This is a genomic window from Clostridium sp. Cult3 (genome assembly GCF_021655115.1).
Lineage (GTDB): Bacteria > Bacillota > Clostridia > Tissierellales > Tepidimicrobiaceae > PPXY01.
Genome location: NZ_PPXY01000044.1, coordinates 22,814 through 41,618, shown reverse-complemented (window position 1 = coordinate 41,618; position 18,805 = coordinate 22,814). Strand labels below are relative to the sequence as shown.

The 18,805-nt window shown below is 35.3% G+C and carries 16 protein-coding genes; 9 read left to right on the top strand and 7 right to left on the bottom strand.

What is annotated here, in order from left to right:
* Positions 1-231 precede the first annotated feature (231 nt).
* Positions 232-1,125, top strand: a complete 894-nt coding sequence (locus C3E88_RS09070; protein ID WP_236909859.1) for a foldase protein PrsA — start codon at positions 232-234, stop codon at positions 1,123-1,125.
* Positions 1,126-1,173: 48 nt separating this feature from the next.
* On the opposite strand, the gene C3E88_RS09065 is transcribed toward C3E88_RS09070, so the two are convergent.
* From C3E88_RS09065 to mnmA, 5 genes are all read right to left on the bottom strand, one after another.
* Positions 1,174-2,565 carry an alanine/glycine:cation symporter family protein gene (locus tag C3E88_RS09065; RefSeq protein WP_236909858.1) on the bottom strand — a complete coding sequence of 464 codons (1,392 nt, stop codon included), beginning with the start codon at positions 2,563-2,565 and terminating at the stop codon, positions 1,174-1,176.
* A gap of 302 nt (positions 2,566-2,867) precedes the next feature.
* Positions 2,868-3,710 (bottom strand): response regulator, encoded by an 843-nt coding sequence (locus C3E88_RS09060; protein WP_236909857.1) that lies wholly within the window; start codon positions 3,708-3,710, stop codon positions 2,868-2,870.
* Positions 3,710-4,984, bottom strand: a complete 1,275-nt coding sequence (locus C3E88_RS09055; protein WP_236909856.1) for a sensor histidine kinase — start codon at positions 4,982-4,984, stop codon at positions 3,710-3,712. The genes C3E88_RS09060 and C3E88_RS09055 overlap by 1 nt, the downstream gene beginning before the upstream one ends.
* A gap of 146 nt (positions 4,985-5,130) precedes the next feature.
* Positions 5,131-5,310, bottom strand: coding sequence for a hypothetical protein (locus C3E88_RS09050; protein ID WP_236909855.1), 180 nt, complete (start codon positions 5,308-5,310; stop codon positions 5,131-5,133).
* 82 nt (positions 5,311-5,392) lie between these two features.
* On the bottom strand, positions 5,393-6,517 hold the full coding sequence (mnmA, locus tag C3E88_RS09045) for a tRNA 2-thiouridine(34) synthase MnmA (RefSeq protein ID WP_236909854.1): 1,125 nt from the start codon (positions 6,515-6,517) through the stop codon (positions 5,393-5,395).
* 182 nt (positions 6,518-6,699) lie between these two features.
* Here mnmA and C3E88_RS09040 point away from each other — a divergent pair, with 182 nt between their 5' ends.
* The 6 genes from C3E88_RS09040 (at position 6,700) to C3E88_RS09015 (ending at position 13,885) form a co-directional block, all read left to right on the top strand.
* Positions 6,700-8,223, top strand: coding sequence for a YfcC family protein (locus C3E88_RS09040; RefSeq protein ID WP_236909853.1), 1,524 nt, complete (start codon positions 6,700-6,702; stop codon positions 8,221-8,223).
* 173 nt (positions 8,224-8,396) lie between these two features.
* Entirely contained in the window at positions 8,397-9,362 is a 966-nt protein-coding gene (locus C3E88_RS09035) for an ABC transporter permease (RefSeq protein WP_236909852.1), read from the top strand.
* Between the two features lie 12 nt (positions 9,363-9,374).
* Positions 9,375-10,217 carry an ABC transporter permease gene (locus C3E88_RS09030; RefSeq protein ID WP_236909851.1) on the top strand — a complete coding sequence of 281 codons (843 nt, stop codon included), beginning with the start codon at positions 9,375-9,377 and terminating at the stop codon, positions 10,215-10,217.
* 10 nt (positions 10,218-10,227) lie between these two features.
* Positions 10,228-11,199: an ABC transporter ATP-binding protein gene (locus C3E88_RS09025; RefSeq protein WP_236909850.1), complete on the top strand. Its 972-nt coding sequence runs from the start codon at positions 10,228-10,230 to the stop codon at positions 11,197-11,199.
* Complete coding sequence (locus tag C3E88_RS09020; RefSeq protein ID WP_236909849.1) at positions 11,192-12,154, top strand: ABC transporter ATP-binding protein; 963 nt, start codon at positions 11,192-11,194, stop codon at positions 12,152-12,154. The genes C3E88_RS09025 and C3E88_RS09020 overlap by 8 nt, the downstream gene beginning before the upstream one ends.
* A gap of 114 nt (positions 12,155-12,268) precedes the next feature.
* Positions 12,269-13,885: an ABC transporter substrate-binding protein gene (locus tag C3E88_RS09015; protein WP_236909848.1), complete on the top strand. Its 1,617-nt coding sequence runs from the start codon at positions 12,269-12,271 to the stop codon at positions 13,883-13,885.
* A 64-nt stretch (positions 13,886-13,949) separates the two neighbouring features.
* Here C3E88_RS09015 and C3E88_RS09010 read toward each other — a convergent pair whose 3' ends face one another.
* On the bottom strand, positions 13,950-14,927 hold the full coding sequence (locus tag C3E88_RS09010) for a diaminopimelate dehydrogenase (protein ID WP_236909847.1): 978 nt from the start codon (positions 14,925-14,927) through the stop codon (positions 13,950-13,952).
* A gap of 125 nt (positions 14,928-15,052) precedes the next feature.
* On the opposite strand from C3E88_RS09010, the gene C3E88_RS09005 reads away from it, so the two are divergent.
* A complete protein-coding gene (locus C3E88_RS09005) occupies positions 15,053-15,391 on the top strand; it encodes a hypothetical protein (protein ID WP_236909846.1) in 339 nt (112 codons plus the stop codon).
* A 158-nt stretch (positions 15,392-15,549) separates the two neighbouring features.
* Entirely contained in the window at positions 15,550-17,202 is a 1,653-nt protein-coding gene (locus C3E88_RS09000; RefSeq protein WP_236909845.1) for a Na/Pi cotransporter family protein, read from the top strand.
* 95 nt (positions 17,203-17,297) lie between these two features.
* Here the strand turns inward: C3E88_RS09000 and C3E88_RS08995 are convergent, their stop codons facing one another.
* Positions 17,298-18,734, bottom strand: coding sequence for a leucyl aminopeptidase (locus tag C3E88_RS08995; protein WP_236909844.1), 1,437 nt, complete (start codon positions 18,732-18,734; stop codon positions 17,298-17,300).
* Positions 18,735-18,805: the final 71 nt, after the last annotated feature.

The following is an 18,805-nucleotide window of genomic DNA, read 5'->3' as shown; positions in this document are numbered from 1 at the left end:
AATTTAGGGGAACGATTATTAGTAGTCACTACATTTTCATTCCCCTTTGTGTCTTCAAGTCATGATGGTTAGTAAGTTAGTGCCGGGGATGGATATTTAAGTGGCGGGGGTGGATATTTATTTATCTTTGTTGGGGAAAGGTTCAATTATTGATGATTATGTTGTATAATTGATATATTGTATTTTTATTAAATTGCAATTAATTAAAGTAAAAGATTGGAGGATTCAAAGATGATGGAAAGGTTTAAAAAACGAAACATCCACAAGTATGTATTATTAGGGATGCTTTTAGTATTGGTTATGGGCATGACAGGATGCAAGGATAAGGATGAGGAAATTGTTGCTAAGGTAGATGACCAAGTAATAACCAAGGACGATTTATATGATGTGTTAGTGGAACAAAGTGGCCAACAAGTACTTAATACTATGATATCTGAAAAAATTATCAATTTAGAGGCTAAAAAGCAGAATATCGAAGTTAGTGAAGAGGATGTTCAAGAGAAAATTGATAAGATGAAGGATAGTTATGGTGGAGAAGAAGCATTAAATCAAGCTATAGCCTATTATGGATATACTCTAGATGATTTAAAAGAGGGTATGGAAATGAACATTAAGATTAAGAAGCTTCTTGAACCTAGCATTTCTATATCAGAGGAAGAGATGAAAGATTATTTTGAAACAAACAAAGAAATGTTTAATCAAGAAGAAGAGGTAAAAGCTCGTCATATATTAGTTGAAACAGAAGGAGAGGCTAATGAAGTTTTAGAAAAGTTAAATGCTGGAGAAGATTTTTCTGAATTAGCGAAGGAATATTCCTTAGATGAGGGTAGTAAGGAATCTGGTGGAGAATTAGGTTTCTTTGGAAGAGGAAGGATGGTTAAAGAGTTTGAAGATGCTGCCTTTGCATTAAAAACAGACGAAATTAGTGAGCCCATCAAGTCAAGCCATGGATATCATATAATCCAAGTGTTGGACAAAAAGGAAGCTAAAGAAGCTAAATATGAAGACAATAAGGATAAAGTAAAGGATATAATATTAGAAGGGAAAATTCCAGAGGAATATGAAAAATGGTATCAAGAGAAATTAGAGGAATATGAAGTAAAAAACTATATCACAGGAGAATAAGGAGTGAAAAAAGTTGATAACATATGTTATCAACTTTTTTCCACTTGATTATACTTTTTCTACTCTTACACTTCTTTCCCTTGGATATTCAAGTTTATATTTGTTGTCAAAATCATCTACAGCTTTAACTACTAATCCTGAAAGTCCTACCAGAGCAATCAAGTTTGGAATTACCATAAGGGCATTAAAGGTATCTGCCAATTCCCATACAAGTTCAACCTCTAAGGTTGTACCTAAAATGAGGAGAACAGGTACTATCATCCTATAGTACTTAACAGCATCTCGCCCAAATAGATATTTTATGTTCATTTCGCCAAAATAATACCATCCTATAATAGTGGAAAAGGCAAAGAAGAATAATGATATAGCTACGAAGTAACTGCCCATATTTCCAAAATTACTAAGACCTACTTCGAAGGCCTTTTGAGTAAGCTCAGCTCCAGTTAAGCCCGTATCTATTACGCCTGTAGTCAATATAACCAATGCAGTCAAGGTACATACTACACCAGTATCCACTATAACACCTAGTATAGCCACTAATCCTTGTTGAACTGGGTCATCAACTTTTGCAACGGCGTGAGCGTGAGGAGTAGAACCCATTCCTGCTTCGTTAGAAAACAATCCCCTAGCAACACCATATCGTATAGATTCTTTCACGGTGGCACCAATAAACCCACCAGCTATTGCCTTAGGATTAAAAGCTCCATATATGATCATCTTAAAGGCAGGTATGATGTTTTCATGATGAAGAGAGACTATAACAAGAGTCCCGAGGATATAAAGAGCTGCCATAAAAGGCACGATCTTTTCTGTAAAGGAACCTATACGCTCTACGCCACCTGAAAATATCATATAAGCTAGTACTGCAACGACTATGCCTACGATAATCTTTGGTATGTGGAAAGCATTATTTACTACCAATGCCATAGAATTTGATTGAACCATATTGCCCATGAACCCTAGGGCGAGAATTATGGATACAGCGAAAAATCCTGCTAAAAATTTGTTTTTAAGGCCGTATTTTATATAGTATGCAGGTCCACCAACCAATTCTCCATTATCGGTTTTTCTAAATAGCTGACCTAGTACAGCCTCAGCAAATATGGTTGCCATGCCAAAGAATGCACTTATCCACATCCAAAATATAGCTCCAGGGCCTCCAGAAGCAATTGCAGTTGCAACACCGGCAAGATTTCCCGTTCCTACCTGGGCAGCTATTGCAGTAGCTAGAGATTGAAAAGATGACAATCCTACTTCGTCGGTTTCCTTTTCTGGTTTACTAAATATTTGTTTTACAGCGGTTTTCAGCTTTGTTAATTGTATTCCTTTAAGTTTTATCGTAAACAAAACTCCTGTACCTAACAAAGCTATAAGTAATACCGGTCCCCATAAGACCCCATTAATGCTTTTGACGAAACTTAAAGCTGTATTACTATCCATTTTGTAACCTCCTTTTATAAGATTAGATTGATTAAAGACTAGATTAATTAGTTCCATAGATAAATGCTTATGCAGTAAAAGATGATTAGCTTAAGCCATAAATAGCAATGGTATGATAATTATTATTTATAGCTATTAGCTCTTTGTTTTGTTGATTATTCTCTACTTTTTGCTCAGTTAGAGTATACAAGGTAGGTTACATAAAGTTTCAAAAAGTATCAAATAAGTATTTATAATTATTTATCAATTTTTAACTTTGTCTATTATGAAATAAAAAAAAGGAGCCCAAGGCTCCACGAGATTTACTCTCTTATACTATAAAATACCATTCCATCAATAAACTTTTTTAAATTTACCCCTCCTCTTCTATTGGACTTACCCCTTATATAATCCATATCAATTTTTACTTGTTCAAAGCTATATAGTCCATTGGAGTATTCTACGAATATCTCATTCATATAATCCTCAATGCCTATATTAGCAAGATTGGTTAATCCGACAGCTGCTGTCCTACGAATTCTTTGTTCCATGGATTTTGTCTGGTCTGTAAACTTGGATAGTAGTTCTGTAATGGTAAAATCATTCATGGTCTTATTATTTTTAATTAGATAAGAAACCACATCTACTATATCCTGGCTTCCTACCTCTCCAATAATGCCTATCTTTTGCATTATCTTATTTATTTTTATCTCTATATCTTTTTCATTATCACTGGCCTTTTCAGAGTCTATATTGCTTATGTTTACAAGCCTTTGAATCTCACCTATAGCCCTTTCCATATTAATTCTTTCAGTGACTTTTTTTATTACATTATCTATTTCCAAAGCGTTTATTGGTTTACTTATATAGTATTCAACACCGTATTCATAAGCTTTGCCGATCATATCCTTAGAGGATACTTGGGAAATCATAATGAATTGGATAGAAGGTCTTAAATTTTTTATCTCTTTAACTAAATTGATTCCATCTTTACCAGGCATCAATAGATCAACTAGTACTATATCGGGATTTAATTCCAATATTTCTCTTTCTCCAGTCATTCCATCTCGGGAAAATCCAATTAGATTGCCTAAATTTCTATCTTCTATGATTTTCCCCAGTATATTTATGACATTTATATCATCTTCAACTATGTATATTTTCATTATTTATTCACCTCCAAAGTGTCTCTAGGAATCTGTATTCGAAAGTTTGTCCCTTTCTCCAAAGCTGAATAAACCCTTATAGTTCCATCTAATCTATTTTCAACAATATCCTTTGCAATACTAAGACCTAGGCCTCTATTAACATTGCCTGTACTGTAGTCTATTTTGGTAGAAAACCCAGGAGAAAATATATAATCTAAATCTCCTTTGCTAATGCCTGTCCCATTATCTATCACGTCAAATATATGATATTGTTCATTGGAACTATGGATTAATATAATTTCTCCTTCCTTACCTCTTTCAGATACCGCATCTAATGCATTCATCAAAAGATTCCTAAGTATAGACATGAGATAGAAATGGGAAGTGGTCAAGAAATTTTCACCTGCTTCAATTTGAAGTTTTACTTTTATATTATTATTTTTGATTAGATTACCTATACTTTCCTCCAATATGTCTAGGATATCATGAAGATATATATCTTTATCATCACTACTTACTTCGGTTACTTCCTTTACGCCATGGAGAACCAAATAATAATCTTTTTTAATTTCATGAACATCTTTGGCTATATTCATAGCATCTTCTTCCCAACTATCTTGTTCCCTATTACTGCTAATTTTATCGTACAATCCATAGGCTCTAGACATAACTTTTTCGATATAGTCCATATTTTTTTCCATCAAATACATTTCGGCTTTGAGCTTTGAAGATATTATCAAAAACTTCCTATACCTGTCCACATGTTCTTTATTAATAATCAATATCCTATAGTATTTCAAAGCGTTTAATATAGTCCAGACGATAAGAGCTCTGATTATTGCTACCATGATCAGTGTCCATACTATTTTGAAGTTAAGATTAATAAGCCCTATTTGGGAGCGAATAAACATTTCCGTTCCATTAGAGAGAATATCACTTATAAGAACGGCAACGAACATTTTATTTAAGTTTGAAAGAAAGCCTCTATTTGTAAATAAATTAATAGATAGGCCAAATACTATATAGAAGAACACTTCAGGAAAAAAGGATATTAATCCTTGGGCTAGTGTACCTTCACCTACAATGAATACTAGTATCCTAAATAGGTAGACCAATATGCCTGTAATTATACCTGTTAATATGGCATTTAAATCCCTATAGAAATAATAGATAATTGAAAAGGCAATAATTCCTCCAGAAATCATAAAATCATGGGTAAATAAAGCCAAGTCTATTTGTGAAGCAATGGCTATTATAATTATAGATAAAATGTGTTTTTTATTACTTTCCATATTAACTCCTTCTTAATATCTTATACTGTGTAAACTTACACCTACTATTATACCATTTTTTATACCACTATTTTATTCTAATATATCCGTAATGAATATACACCCGTAGCTAGCTTTAAAAGCTAACTACGGGTGTATAAGTGAATTTAACCCCATTTTGGTTCATTGAAATTACTAGGATCTTTTATTCTTTTAGCTTCCTCTTCCGATACGATGTACCCCACTATGCCTTTGCTATCATAATCTTTAACTGCCTTGATAGCTTCATCTTTAGACATAGGTTCGGAAAAATTATTATCCGTTACAACAATATATCTTTGACTCATAGGCTTCTTCCTTTCATATTTATGTGTAATTAGTATATACCTAATTACTGAAAATAATTCAAAGGAAACAAATGCCTATTAACTAGTAGGCCCAGGTAGGGTTTATATAGGTATATTTTTCCTCCAAGGGTTCTATGGATTTAATAATGGCTCCACCAAGGCATATTTCCCCTTCATAAAGAACAGCTACCTGACCAGGAGTTACTGCTTTCACTGGATTATCATATTTTATGTGGATATTCCCATCTTCTAATAGATCCACAGTTACTGGTATATCCTGTTGTCTATATCTAAATTTGGCAGTACACTTTAAAGGCATTTGAGGTGCTTTTTCCAATATCCATTTTGGGGATTCGCCAATTAAGGAGGTAGAATATAGAGCTGGATGATTTTCTCCTTGAGCTACATATAGTATATTCTTCTTTAAATCTTTTCCTGCCACAAACCAAGGTTCTCCCGTTCCTATGCCACCTATACCTATTCCCCTTCTTTGACCTAGGGTATAGTGGATAAGGCCAGTATGTTTACCTATTTTGTCTCCGTCTACATTTACTATATCCCCATCTTTGGTCAGTAGATATTTGTCTAAGAATTTATCAAAATCATCTCTTTCTCCAATAAAACATATACCGGTAGAATCCTTTTTCCTAGCAGTATATAGATTGTGTTTCTCAGCTAACTCTCGGACCCGTTTTTTCTCTAAATGACCTATAGGAAACAAGGTCTTAGAAAGAGCTTTCTGATCTATTCTTGATAAAAAGTAGCTTTGATCTTTATTTTTATCTTTTCCCCTGAGTAAGTAGTAGTCTCCATCTTTTTCTTCTACCTGGGCATAATGCCCCATAGCTATATAATCTGCATCTAGTTTCAACGCATAATCTAAAAAAGCATTAAACTTAATCTCTTGATTACACATTACATCTGGATTAGGGGTTCTACCTTTTTTATATTCATCTAAGAAATATGAAAACACCCTATCCCAATATTCTTCTTCAAAGTTTATAGTATAAAAAGGAATATCCAATTGATTGGCTACCCTTCTAGCATCATCGGCATCTTCAGCGGCGGTACATACGCCGAACTCGTCTTTTTCATCCCAGTTTTTCATAAAGAGCCCTATAACTTCATATCCTGCTTCTTTGAGGAGTAGGCCAGAAACCGATGAGTCTACACCTCCACTCATACCTAATATTACTCTTTTTTTCATAAACATCTTCCTTTTCCTTTGAAAAATTTTTAAATACCATCTCTAAATATATTATCATAATTTACTGCTTATATACTAGTCATCTGTATTTTTGGATAAAAAATTTATTAGTAGCTAATATGTGCAGCTTAAATTGGAAATGCTATTTTTATACTAAATAATAATATACGGGGAGATGAAATATGAGCAATCAAAATAATAAAAAGAAAAAAGTTGGATTTCCTACAGCTTTTACGGTTCTATTTATAGTTCTAATACTGGCAGCTTTACTCACCTATATAGTCCCTGCAGGACTATACTCGAAACTCCAGTATGATGGAGAGCAAAATCTTTTTGTAATAGAAGATCATAGGGGAGAGTTGACCACCCTTCCAGCAACTCAGGAAACATTGAATAGTTTAAACATAAGGATGGATGTAGGTAAATTCATAGATGGTAGTATTAGAAAGCCTATTGCAATACCAGATACCTATGAAACTATCGAACAATCCCCTCAAGGATTGCTATCGGTTATTATGTCACCTATCGAAGGAGTAATGGATACTGTGGATATAATGGTCTTTGTACTAATATTAGGTGGGATCATTGGTTTAATCAATAAGACGGGTACCTTCGATGCTGGTATTGCAGCTTTATCCAGGAAAACCAAAGGTAGGGAATTTTTGCTAGTAATATTTGTATCCCTATTAATAGCCTTAGGAGGTACTACCTTTGGATTAGCAGAGGAGACCATAGCTTTATACCCTATATTGATGCCCATATTCCTAGCTAGTGGATATGATGCTATAGTCTGTATTGCTGCTATATACATGGGTTCTTCTATTGGTACCATGTTTTCTACCACAAACCCTTTTTCCGTAGTCATCGCATCTAATGCTGCAGGCATATCCTTCAATGAAGGATTGACCTTTCGTATCATCTCATTGATTTTGGCCATGGTCATAACCCTTATATACATCTATCGTTATGGGAAGAAGGTAAAGGAAAATCCAAAGAATTCTATCATATATGAAGACATGGATAGGATAGAAGAAAGATTTTTAAAGGATTATGATCCAGAAAATGTAATACCCTTCAACTGGAGAAGGATATTAATACTATTGGTATTCTTAGCTGCCTTTCCCATTATGATATGGGGGGTATCTACTGGTGTGTGGTGGTTTCCAGAGATGTCGGGATTGTTTTTGACTGTGGCCATCATAATCATATTTCTATCGGGATTACCTGAAAAAGAAGCGGTCAATACCTTTTTAGAAGGAGCTGCAGATCTAATAGGTGTAGTGCTGATAATCGGAGTGGCTAGGGCTATCAATATCGTAATGGATAAGGGGATGATCTCAGACACACTATTATTCTATTCATCTTCTATTATACAGAACATGAATGCAGGGGTATTTGCAGCAGTTCAGATGATATTGTTTAGTCTTTTAGGTTTCTTTGTACCTTCTTCATCAGGATTAGCCACTTTATCCATGCCTATAATGGCTCCTTTAGCCGATACAGTAGGAATATCTAGGGCAGTGGTAGTTACGGCATACAATTGGGGTCAAGGTTGGATGGCTTTTATTACCCCAACAGGGCTAATACTGGCAACTTTGGAGATGGTAGATGTAACCTATAATAAATGGTTAAAGTTCATACTGCCTTTGATGGGAATCATAGGAGTATTTGCTATATTGATGTTGGTGGTAGAGACCATTATATGATATTGGAAGAATTTGTTTTTAAAGGGGGAAAGGTTTCTAAAGATTTTCACTAATTTTTCTATTTATTAAGCTTATTAGCAACTAAAAACATATAAATTATTTCAATTTAACACATTTTAGATTAAATGTTATACTAGCAAGGCGAAGGAACCATATAGAAAGGGGGCAATGGGATGAAGGGTTATATAGGAAGGCGTATTTTTACTGGAATATTAACTATTATATTTTCCTTTTGTGTGACCTTTTTCTTAATTAGATTAGCTCCTGGAAATCCCATTAAGGTTTTGGCAGGTACTGATAAGCCAAATCCACAGCTAATAGAGCATTTAACTATTAAATATGGATTGGACAAGCCTTTACCAGTTCAATTTGCAAATTATATCAAAAATCTGTTAAAGGGGGATCTGGGTTTTTCCTATATGAGCAATGAGCCAGTAGTAAAGTTAATAAAGGGAAAGATATATCCTACACTTCTATTGGGCCTGACCTCATCTATAATAGCCCTTATAGTAGGGACTATTTTAGGGGTTCAGGCAGCACGAAGGGTAGGTTCAAAGTTTGACAAAATACTATGTGGTATTTCATATGTTTTAGATTCTACCCCTAGTTTTTGGTTAGGTTTAATATTCATACTTATATTTTCATCTACATTGAAACTACTTCCTACATCGGGAATGCGGGATTTAAGGACAGACAATGAAGGGATTTTACATATATTAGATGTTATTAAACATATGGTATTGCCTGTTGGTACCCTCTCCATACTCCAGGCTCCAATATACTTTAGGATTTCTAGATCTTCAGTTTTACATACTATGTCTGAAGATTTTATTATGACTTTTAGGGCTACGGGTATGAAGGAAAGTAGAATATTTAACAAATATGTACTAAAGAATTCTATTATTCCTACGGTTACCATGTTTAGTCTATCCTTAGCATTTACCATAAGCGGGGTAGCCATTATGGAAACGGTTTTTGCTTGGCCTGGTATGGGCAGGTTGATGATGGAAGCTATAGGCAATAGGGATTACCCCTTATTGATGGGAATATATTTGGTGATCTCCATATCTATATGCATATTTATGATAGTTGCAGATATTTTGTATGCAATTATGGATCCTAGAATTAGATTGGAATAAGGAGTTTTGACTATGGGAAAGGATTTTCAAATGGCATTAAAAAAAATAAATTCCATAAAGGAGCTTAAAATTGGACTGGTTTTATTATCTATATTGATATTGGTAGCAATTTTTGCCCCATGGATTGCCACCCATGATCCTTATGCTTTAAATGATGACCTTATTGCTAAACCTTCGTCACAGTACCTATTTGGCACTGATGGCCTTGGTAGAGATGTATTTAGCATGGTAGTCTATGGAGCTAGAACATCTATTAAAGTAGGCGTTATTGCTGCTTTGATATCTTCCGTTGTAGGGACTTTAATAGGAGGAATATCCGGCTATGTAGGAGGAAAAGTAGATAGGCTGATATCAGAGATAATGAATATGTTTTTAATGCTACCAACTTTCTTTTTAATATTGATAATTATTGCCATCTATGGCAGTAGCTTAAGAAATGTGATTATAGTTATAGGATTGACTAGCTGGACGGGGACGGCAAGATTGATGCGGGCTCAAGCCATATCTTTAAAGGAAAGAACTTTTATTAAAAGTGCCAAGACCATAGGAGAAAGCAATGGAAGAATACTGTTTAGACATATTATTCCCAATGGAATCTTCCCCATAATAGCCGATACTACTATGGCTGTATCCTCAGCCATATTATCTGAAGCTGGCCTATCCTTTTTAGGCTTAGGAGATCCTAATGTTATCAGCTGGGGACAGATAATAAGCCATGGGAAGAACTATCTCCCTCGTGGATGGTGGATATGTACTTTTTCAGGAATGGCAATTCTGTTTACAGTTCTATCCTTTTATCTAATAGGGGAAGGAATAAACCGAATACTAGATCCTAAATTAAACAAGGTATACTAGGGTGAGAAAAATGACGCTACTTAGGATAAATAATTTAAATGTAATATATAAAGTTGAAGGGAAAGAGATTAGAGCTGTTAAGGATGTATCCTTAGATGTAAATTCGAGGGATGCTATTGGAATAGTAGGAGAGTCTGGTTCAGGTAAATCCACCCTTGCCATGGCTATCCTTAGATTACTGCCCCATGGAGTATCGGAGACTACTGGTGAGATAATATTTGATGGTGTAGATATATTGAAGATGGATGAAGAACAACTAAGACAGATAAGATGGAAGGATATTGCAGTAGTATTCCAAAAATCTATGAACTCCCTAAGCCCAGTACATAAAATTGGATATCAAATGAAGGACATATATAGGGTACACAGACCAGAAGCAAGGGATGAGGAGATAGGGAAAAGGATATTGGAGCTGTTTGAACTTGTAAACCTGTCTCCTAGAGTATATGATCTTTATCCTCATGAACTATCGGGGGGTATGATGCAAAGGGTTTGTATAGCATTAAGCCTTATCTATTATCCTAGATTATTGATATTAGATGAAGCTACTACAGCTCTGGATGTGGTTACTCAAGGGCAGATACTGGAAGAGATAATGGAGTTGGAAGAAAGATTGAATTTAACTAGAATAATGATTACCCATGATGTTTCCGTAGTGGCATCTACTTGTAATAGGGTAGCAGTTATGTATGCTGGATATCTTTTGGAATCTGGCTATGTAAAGGATGTGTTGATTAAACCCAAGCATCCCTATACTCAAGGGCTACTTAGTTCCTTTCCATCTCTTACAGGGGAAAGGAAGGACCTAAGGGGAATCCCTGGCTTCCTTCCCGATCTAGGTGTTGAACATAAGGGTTGTATATTTGCTGATAGATGTAGAAAGGCCATGGAAAAATGTTTTATAGAGGAGCCAAGGATGGTGGAATTTCCTGGGCATTGGAAGGTGGCCTGTCATCTAGTTGGAGGTGGATGGGATGACTAGCTTATTGGATGTAAGGGATCTAACTAAATGGTATTTTCTCAAAAAGAAAAGCCCCATAGTTAAGGCAGTAGATGGAGTAAGCTTTACCATGAACAAAGGCCAAGTCCTAGGAATAATAGGGGAGTCTGGCTGTGGTAAATCCACCTTGGGAAAGATGTTGGTGGGCATTGAAAAACCAACAGAAGGTACTATTAGATTTAAAAATGAGATAACTGAACATATATTAAAAGAAAACCCATTGCAGTTTAGGAGAAGTTGTCAGATGATATTTCAAAATCCCTTTGATACCTTTGATCCTAGAGATAATGTTCAAAGGATTCTAAATACAGCTTTAAAGATACATGGTATAGGGAATTCAAAGAAGGAAAGGATAGACATCAGCATGAAGGCTATGGAAGATATAGGTATGAAACCAGCGAGGGATTACATATATAGATATCCCCATGAGCTTTCTGGGGGACAGCTTCAGCGAATATCCATAATTAGATCTATGCTATTAAATCCAGAGCTAATAATTGCTGATGAGCCAGTATCCATGTTAGATGTATCTGTTCGAGCGGATATTATTAATCTTCTGCTAGAATTAACCAAAGAACGTGGGGCGGCAATGATATTTATAAGCCATGATATTGCCACTACTCGTTACATATCCGATAGAGTAGGGGTGATGTATTTGGGAAGAATAGTTGAGATGGGAAATACCGATGATGTAATACATAATCCAAAACATCCCTATACTAAGGTTTTGATTTCCAACTGTGCTTCCATAAATCCTCTGGACAAAAAGAAACCAATCAGGATAAAAGGAGAGCCTCCAACTCCTGTAAATACGGGGCCCGGATGTTATTTTTATCCTAGGTGTTATAAAGCTAGGGAAAGGTGTAAAAAGGAATATCCTACTATGACAAATCTAGGGAAAGGGCATTTTGTCAGCTGTTTCTACCTAGAGCAGTAGGGTTTTACACCTTTTAACATACAATAGAACATCAGGAGGTGATAAGGGGAAGGTAAGCTGTTTACCTATATATTATAAATGAAATACTATATTAAATAAGTGGAGGGAATTAAAATGAGAAGGAAATTGTCTTTATTGCTTGTAATCGTCCTATGCTGCAGTTTGTTTGTAGGATGTGGTAAAAATGATGCAGATACTAATGATGCAAAGGATACAAGTACCAATGAAGTAGAAGAGGTAGAAGAAAAGAAAGAAGAAGGTCCTAAAGAGGGAGGAACTTTTGTCGTAGCTATGGCTAGGGAGCCTCAAACCTATAATCCTTGTGCTGTAGCTGATGACGCTGCCTATATGATAATTCAAAATGTATTTAACAAACTTGTAAAGATCAATGGTAATGAGGAAATTGTTCCAGACATTGCTAAAGACTGGGAGTTTTCAGATGATGGTAAGACTCTAACCTTCCATCTTCAAGAAAATGTTAAATGGCATGATGGAGAAGATTTTAGTTCTGAAGACGTAAAATGGACTTTTGATACGATTATAGAAGAAGAAGGCTTTGCATCATCATCTCTTACAGATGTAGAAGAGATTACATGTCCTGATGAAAATACAGTAGAATTTAAACTTTCAGAACCTAATGCTGGCATAATTGGAACTATTGCATGGTTTGGAACCTATATAATGCCAAAACATATATATGAAGGGACTGATTGGCTTGAAAATCCAGCAAATCAAAACCCTATAGGTACTGGTCCATTTAAATTTGTAGAACATAAAAAAGGCGAAACCATAACCATAGAAAAAAATGATGATTTCTGGGGAGAAGGGCCTTATTTAGATAAAGTAGTATTTACTATAATTCCAGATCAAAATACTGCTTACCAAGCATGGTTAAGTGGAGAGGTTGACGAGAACAAACTAGGAGTACCTTTAAGCGAATTAGAGCAATACGAGGATGACCCAGATTATGTAATTAAAAACAAACTATGGCCAAATAAACACTATATAAATTTCAATCTTAGAGAAGGAAATTTTGCTGATCTAAAGGTTAGACAAGCTGTGGCTTATGGTGTAGATAGGGACGAAATATTTGAAAAAGCTTTAAAGGGAGTAGGAGAAAAAGCAGAATACTTCATATCACCCCTTTATGATTGGGCATTAAACAAAGATGTAAAATTACCAGAAAGAGATGTAGAAAAAGCAAGAACATTGTTAGAAGAAGCTGGATATGAAGCTGATGAAAATGGAATATATTTCTCAACAACTATGGACTTATTCCCTGGTAATGATGATGTGGCAGAAGTAGTTAAAGAAAACTTAAAAGAAATAGGAATAGATATGGATATAAATGTCATGGATGATCCTGCTTATGATGAAAAGGTTTGGTTTGGATATGATTATGAAATAACTATGTTTGGTGGTTACCAAGGTCCAGACATATCAGCTATGGAAAGCAGATTTGCTACAGATGCTCCAATGAACATAGGTGGATATAGCAATCCTAGAGTAGATGAATTGTTTAAAGAAGCCTTAAGAGGGACTACAAATGAAGATAGAGCGCCTATGTATCAAGAAATACAGGAAATACTTGCAGAAGATCTCCCAGTAGTATTTTTAAGTGAAAAAGGAGCAAAATTAGTTGTAAAATCCTATATCAAGGGTCATCCAGCTACAGAAGCTAGTGACAAAGCATCAGAAGGCGAATACACCTATATTTGGTTAGATAAATAAATATTCATTAAAACTCCTCTAGCCTACCTTTATTTTTAAAGGTAGGCTAAATTCATGATCTTTTTTATAACAATTCTTTTCTAAGCTCTTCCCCAGACTTAGGTGAAAGGTAAGCCATTGGAATATCAAATACCGTAAAGGCACCTTTTTTTCCTTCGTTAGACAATCTGTAAACAGCTCTAGCAAAGGCAACCAACACGGAAGATGCAAACTCTGGATTGCTCTCCAAGGAAAGGCTAAATTCCATTACTTGTTTGTGATTATTTCTAGTGGTACCAGTACATATTACAGAACCACCGTGGGGCATTTTAGAATGTTTTTCTTTCAATTCCTCTTCGGTGATGAAATGTACAGTAGTATCAAAGCCAAGGAAATAATTGGGCATGGATTTTATCTCCTGTTCAATCCTATCCTTGTCCTTAAAATCATAAGGTACTACATAACAAACCCTTTTATGCCTATCTTCATTTTTCAAATAAGGAGTCTCGCCAGATCTTATCTTTTTCATAGCAGCTTCAGCGGGAATGGTGTATTGGACGGCATTCTTTACCCCTTCTATCCTTCTAATGGCGTCGGAGTGGCCTTGGCTTACTCCTTTGCCCCAGAAGGTATAGTCCTTACCATTGGGAAGTATAGCTTGGGCTAGCAGACGACTTATGGAAAAAAGCCCTGGATCCCAGCCTGCGGAGACTAAACTAACCTTATTGGATTCTATTGCAATCTTATCTACCATTTCAAAGTACTCTGGAATATTTTTGTGATTGTCGTAGCTGTCTACGGTATTAAAATGATATGCCAGGGATGGACATTGTTCTGGCAAATCCTTGGCTGAACCACCACATAAAAACATTACATCTATCTTATCTTTATAATCCAACACCTTGGATAGGTGTATGATATTTGAATCCGAATCGATAGTAGACGCACCTCTTCTACTAAATATGCCTATTAGTTCAAAATCTGGATTCTCCTTTAGAGCTAACTCTACTCCCTTACCTAGATTACCATATCCAACTATTCCTACTCGTATTTTACTATGCATATTTCCACCTCTATTTCGATTTAATTTATAAATAGTTTAGCACAATATTATCTATTTATCCAATATATAAATAGCTTTGACATCTAAAAATTAACATTATAAAATATAGGCAAGGAGGGATAGGGATGAAAAAGGTAGCTTTCTTTGCTTTTCAAGGTGAACAGATGTGTTTCATGCATATATTGTTAAATGCTATTGATATGCATGAAAAAGGAATGGAAGTCAAGATTATCATGGAAGGGGCAGCAACCAAACTGATTAAGGAACTAGAGGAAAGTGAAAACAAGGTATACAAAAAGGCTAAGGAATTAAACTTGTTTGATTCCATTTGCAAGGCTTGTTCTGCAAAGATGGGAGTATTGGAGTACAATGAAAAATGTGGTATTCCTATAAAAGGTGAATTAAATGGACATCCAGCTATGTACCCGTTTATCGAAGAGGGCTATGAGATAATTACATTGTAAAGGAATAAAAAGTCCTAGGAGATATGTCTTCAAACTGACACGCTCCCTTAATAAGGGAGCGTGTTTTTTACTGTTTTTACATTTACATTGGGATGATTTAGTTATATAATTTAATATGTTAAAAATATATTAATAATTAAAATAGTGGAGGCAATTAAATGGAAGAACTCATATTTGGTGTAATCGGTGGAACTGCTCTTCTTATGTATGGAGTAGATATGATGGGAGATGGCTTGGAAAAAGCCTCTGGTGAGACCATGAAGAAGATATTGACGGTTTTAACCGGCAAGGTTTGGAGTGCTTTTCTAGTAGGTATTTTGGTAACTGCGGTTGTCCAAAGTAGTACGGCAGTTACGGTATTAACCGTTGGCTTTGTAAACTCTGGTCTTATGAATCTTCCTCAAGCTGTGGGAATTATTTATGGGGCAAATATTGGTACTACTATAACTGCCCAACTAATGGCCTTTAGTTTTAAATTTAAACTAACGGATATTGCCCTTCCCATATTAGGGATAGGTTTTGCTATTAATAATATATTTAAAAATAAAAAATTGAAAAACATTGGACAGGCTTTAATGGGTTTTGGAATGATGTTTTTAGGATTAAAAATATTAAATGGTGGAATACCCTATATGCAACAGAGTGAATCCCTAAGATATTTCTTTACTCACTATGCATCGATTCCAATAGTAGGAATATTATTGGGAGCATTTGTAACAGCTATGGTACATAGTAGTGCTGCAACTATTGGCCTTGTAATGGTATTAAGCCAAGCGGGACTACTAGATTTACAATCAGCCATATGTATAATGCTAGGAGACAATATAGGGACATGCCTTACTGCTCAGTTGGCAAGTATGACAGGGAATATAAATGCAAGGAGAACTGCCTGGGCTCATACCTTTTATAATCTATTTGGGGTTGTATTGACAGGCATAGCTTTACCCTTATTTATGAAAATTGTAGTAGGAGTTACTTCTCGTTTTCATCCTAACGGGGATATATCCGTATATATTGCTAATTCCCATACACTATTTAATTCCATAAATGCATTAATATTTTTGCCCTTGACGGATTACTATGTTAGATTCTTAAATAGGGTAATAAGGCCTAAGGATGAAACCCATAAGGAAAAGGTATATTTAGACAAATTGCTGTTGGATACACCAGTAGCAGCATTGCAAGCTTCTCGTTCCCAATTGATAAGAGGAACTGAGATATTAAAAGAGATGATTATCGATGTAATGGATATGATATATACCGACGATATGAAGAAGATGTCGACAATAGCTGACAATGAGGATACTATAAATATTATGCAGAAGGATTTAACCAAATACATAGTTGAACTTTCCAGAAAAGAGTTGACAGAAAGTCAATCTATCATGGTACCAGCCATGATAAGTAGTATTAACAATATTGAAAGATCTGGGGATAGGGTCATAGAGATAGCTTCTTTGTATCAAAAGAAGGTAGATGGCAATTTATCCTTTACTGACGATGCCATCGGTGAATTAAAGGAAATAGAAGAGACTATAATTGAAATGTTTGACAACACCATGATAACCCTTAGGGAAAAAGACGAGGAGACTATAAGAAAAATTGTAGACCTGGAAAACAAAGTAGATGATATGAGCGAAGAATTCCAAGAAAACCATATAAGAAGGCTTAACGAAGGAGTATGCAATGTAGATTCAGGAGTACTATTCATAGATATGGTAGGACATCTGGAAAGAATAGCCGATCACATATATAAAATAGCCATGTATACCAAAGATGAACTATTTGGTCAAAAAAGAAAATATCAATAACTTTCAAAAATGGTGCCAGGCACCAAAAAAGAAAGTTATTCAATATTCTGAAAATTCAATGGTTATAATAGGCGGACGTAAAAGTCCGCCTTTATTTAAATTTCTTTTACTAAATGGTATAGTGTTTTGACTGGTACGCCAGTAGCTCCTTTAGGTAGGTATCCTTGACCATCGGAAAGATAGGAAGTTCCTGCAATATCTAGATGAACCCAAGGAGTATTGTCTACGAACTCTTCAAGGAATAGACCTGCTGTTATGGTACCAGCTCCTCTTCCACCGCTGTTTTTCAAATCTGCAAATTTCCCTTTGATATATTCTCTATATTCATCATTGTGAGGAAGTTCCCAAACTGGCTCTCCAGATATTTCACTGGCTTTTTTCACTTGTTCCATCAGATCTTCATCATTGGTAATAGCACCAGAATTTACATTGCCAAGGGCTACTACACATGCACCTGTTAGGGTGGCTATATCGATCACCTTGTTAACCTCAGCTTCCTTAACAGCATACCATAAAGCATCGGCAAGGGTTAGTCTACCCTCGGCATCGGTATTTTGCACTTCTATAGTTTTTCCAGACATGGAGCCTATAATATCTCCTGGCTTATATGCGCTACCAGAAATCATATTTTCACAAGCTGCCACTACACCTACTACATTTTTATCTAACTTAGAACTGGCAATAGCTTTCATAGCTCCTATTACGGAAGCGGAACCAGCCATATCCGAATGCATACCCACCATACCTTTTGCTGATTTAATACAGTATCCACCAGAGTCATAGGTCAGGCCTTTTCCTACCAGCCCTATTTTTTCTTCAGAGTTAGGATTCCCTTCGTATTCCATAACTATCAATTGAGGCTCCTGTTTAGAACCTTCCGAAACTGCTAAGAAGGCCTCCATGCCTAATTCTTCTATTTTTTCCCTTCCATACACATATACCTTAACTCCTAAATCTTCTAGTTCCTTCTTTGCATTATCTGCTAAAGCTTCAGGAGTCATATACATAGCTGGCTCATTTACCAAATCCCTAGCTAAGAATACTCCTTCAATTAGACCTTTTATCTCTTCAATAGCTTCAGAGGCTATTTCTTCTTTTCCTTCTAGTACATCTAGATAAACTTCTTCTATAGTAGCTTTAGTCTTTTTATTAGTCAGATATTTTTCAAAGCTGTATTCCGATTGTAGAAATCCTTCCACTATCGCCATAATAGTATCTTTATAGTCAATATTCTTAAACTGAGGTACAGCAAGGTTTAGGCTTTCTACCTTTAGTTTCATTAGCTCCTTACTTGCCTTGAAAAAAGCTTGTCTTAAGGAATTGGTATTTAGCTTATCTTCTTCTCCTAACCCTAATAGTAATAAATTTTCTTCCCTATAGGAGATATGAGAGTAGATTTCTCCAACCTCGCCATTAAACAACTCCTTTTTCCTAAGATAGGCATATAATTCTTTTGCTTCTTCAATAGAATCGGTTCCTTTAAATATAGGTAATACTTGAACTTCTCCACCTTTGCCAATTTTAATTTTCATCTAATCACTCCTTTAGACTCTCTAAATATATTGATGATTATAATCTTATCAGAATATTAGGATAATCTCAA

Excerpts from the sequence above, each read along its gene's own strand:
- C3E88_RS09070 (WP_236909859.1), top strand. The coding sequence starts at position 232 with ATGATGGAAAGGTTTAAAAAACGAAACATCCACAAGTATGTATTATTA.
- C3E88_RS09065 (WP_236909858.1), bottom strand. The coding sequence starts at position 2,565 with ATGGATAGTAATACAGCTTTAAGTTTCGTCAAAAGCATTAATGGGGTC.
- C3E88_RS09060 (WP_236909857.1), bottom strand. The coding sequence starts at position 3,710 with ATGAAAATATACATAGTTGAAGATGATATAAATGTCATAAATATACTG.
- C3E88_RS09055 (WP_236909856.1), bottom strand. The coding sequence starts at position 4,984 with ATGGAAAGTAATAAAAAACACATTTTATCTATAATTATAATAGCCATT.
- C3E88_RS09050 (WP_236909855.1), bottom strand. The coding sequence starts at position 5,310 with ATGAGTCAAAGATATATTGTTGTAACGGATAATAATTTTTCCGAACCT.
- mnmA (WP_236909854.1), bottom strand. The coding sequence starts at position 6,517 with ATGAAAAAAAGAGTAATATTAGGTATGAGTGGAGGTGTAGACTCATCG.
- C3E88_RS09040 (WP_236909853.1), top strand. The coding sequence starts at position 6,700 with ATGAGCAATCAAAATAATAAAAAGAAAAAAGTTGGATTTCCTACAGCT.
- C3E88_RS09035 (WP_236909852.1), top strand. The coding sequence starts at position 8,397 with ATGAAGGGTTATATAGGAAGGCGTATTTTTACTGGAATATTAACTATT.
- C3E88_RS09030 (WP_236909851.1), top strand. The coding sequence starts at position 9,375 with ATGGGAAAGGATTTTCAAATGGCATTAAAAAAAATAAATTCCATAAAG.
- C3E88_RS09025 (WP_236909850.1), top strand. The coding sequence starts at position 10,228 with ATGACGCTACTTAGGATAAATAATTTAAATGTAATATATAAAGTTGAA.
- C3E88_RS09020 (WP_236909849.1), top strand. The coding sequence starts at position 11,192 with ATGACTAGCTTATTGGATGTAAGGGATCTAACTAAATGGTATTTTCTC.
- C3E88_RS09015 (WP_236909848.1), top strand. The coding sequence starts at position 12,269 with ATGAGAAGGAAATTGTCTTTATTGCTTGTAATCGTCCTATGCTGCAGT.
- C3E88_RS09010 (WP_236909847.1), bottom strand. The coding sequence starts at position 14,927 with ATGCATAGTAAAATACGAGTAGGAATAGTTGGATATGGTAATCTAGGT.
- C3E88_RS09005 (WP_236909846.1), top strand. The coding sequence starts at position 15,053 with ATGAAAAAGGTAGCTTTCTTTGCTTTTCAAGGTGAACAGATGTGTTTC.
- C3E88_RS09000 (WP_236909845.1), top strand. The coding sequence starts at position 15,550 with ATGGAAGAACTCATATTTGGTGTAATCGGTGGAACTGCTCTTCTTATG.
- C3E88_RS08995 (WP_236909844.1), bottom strand. The coding sequence starts at position 18,734 with ATGAAAATTAAAATTGGCAAAGGTGGAGAAGTTCAAGTATTACCTATA.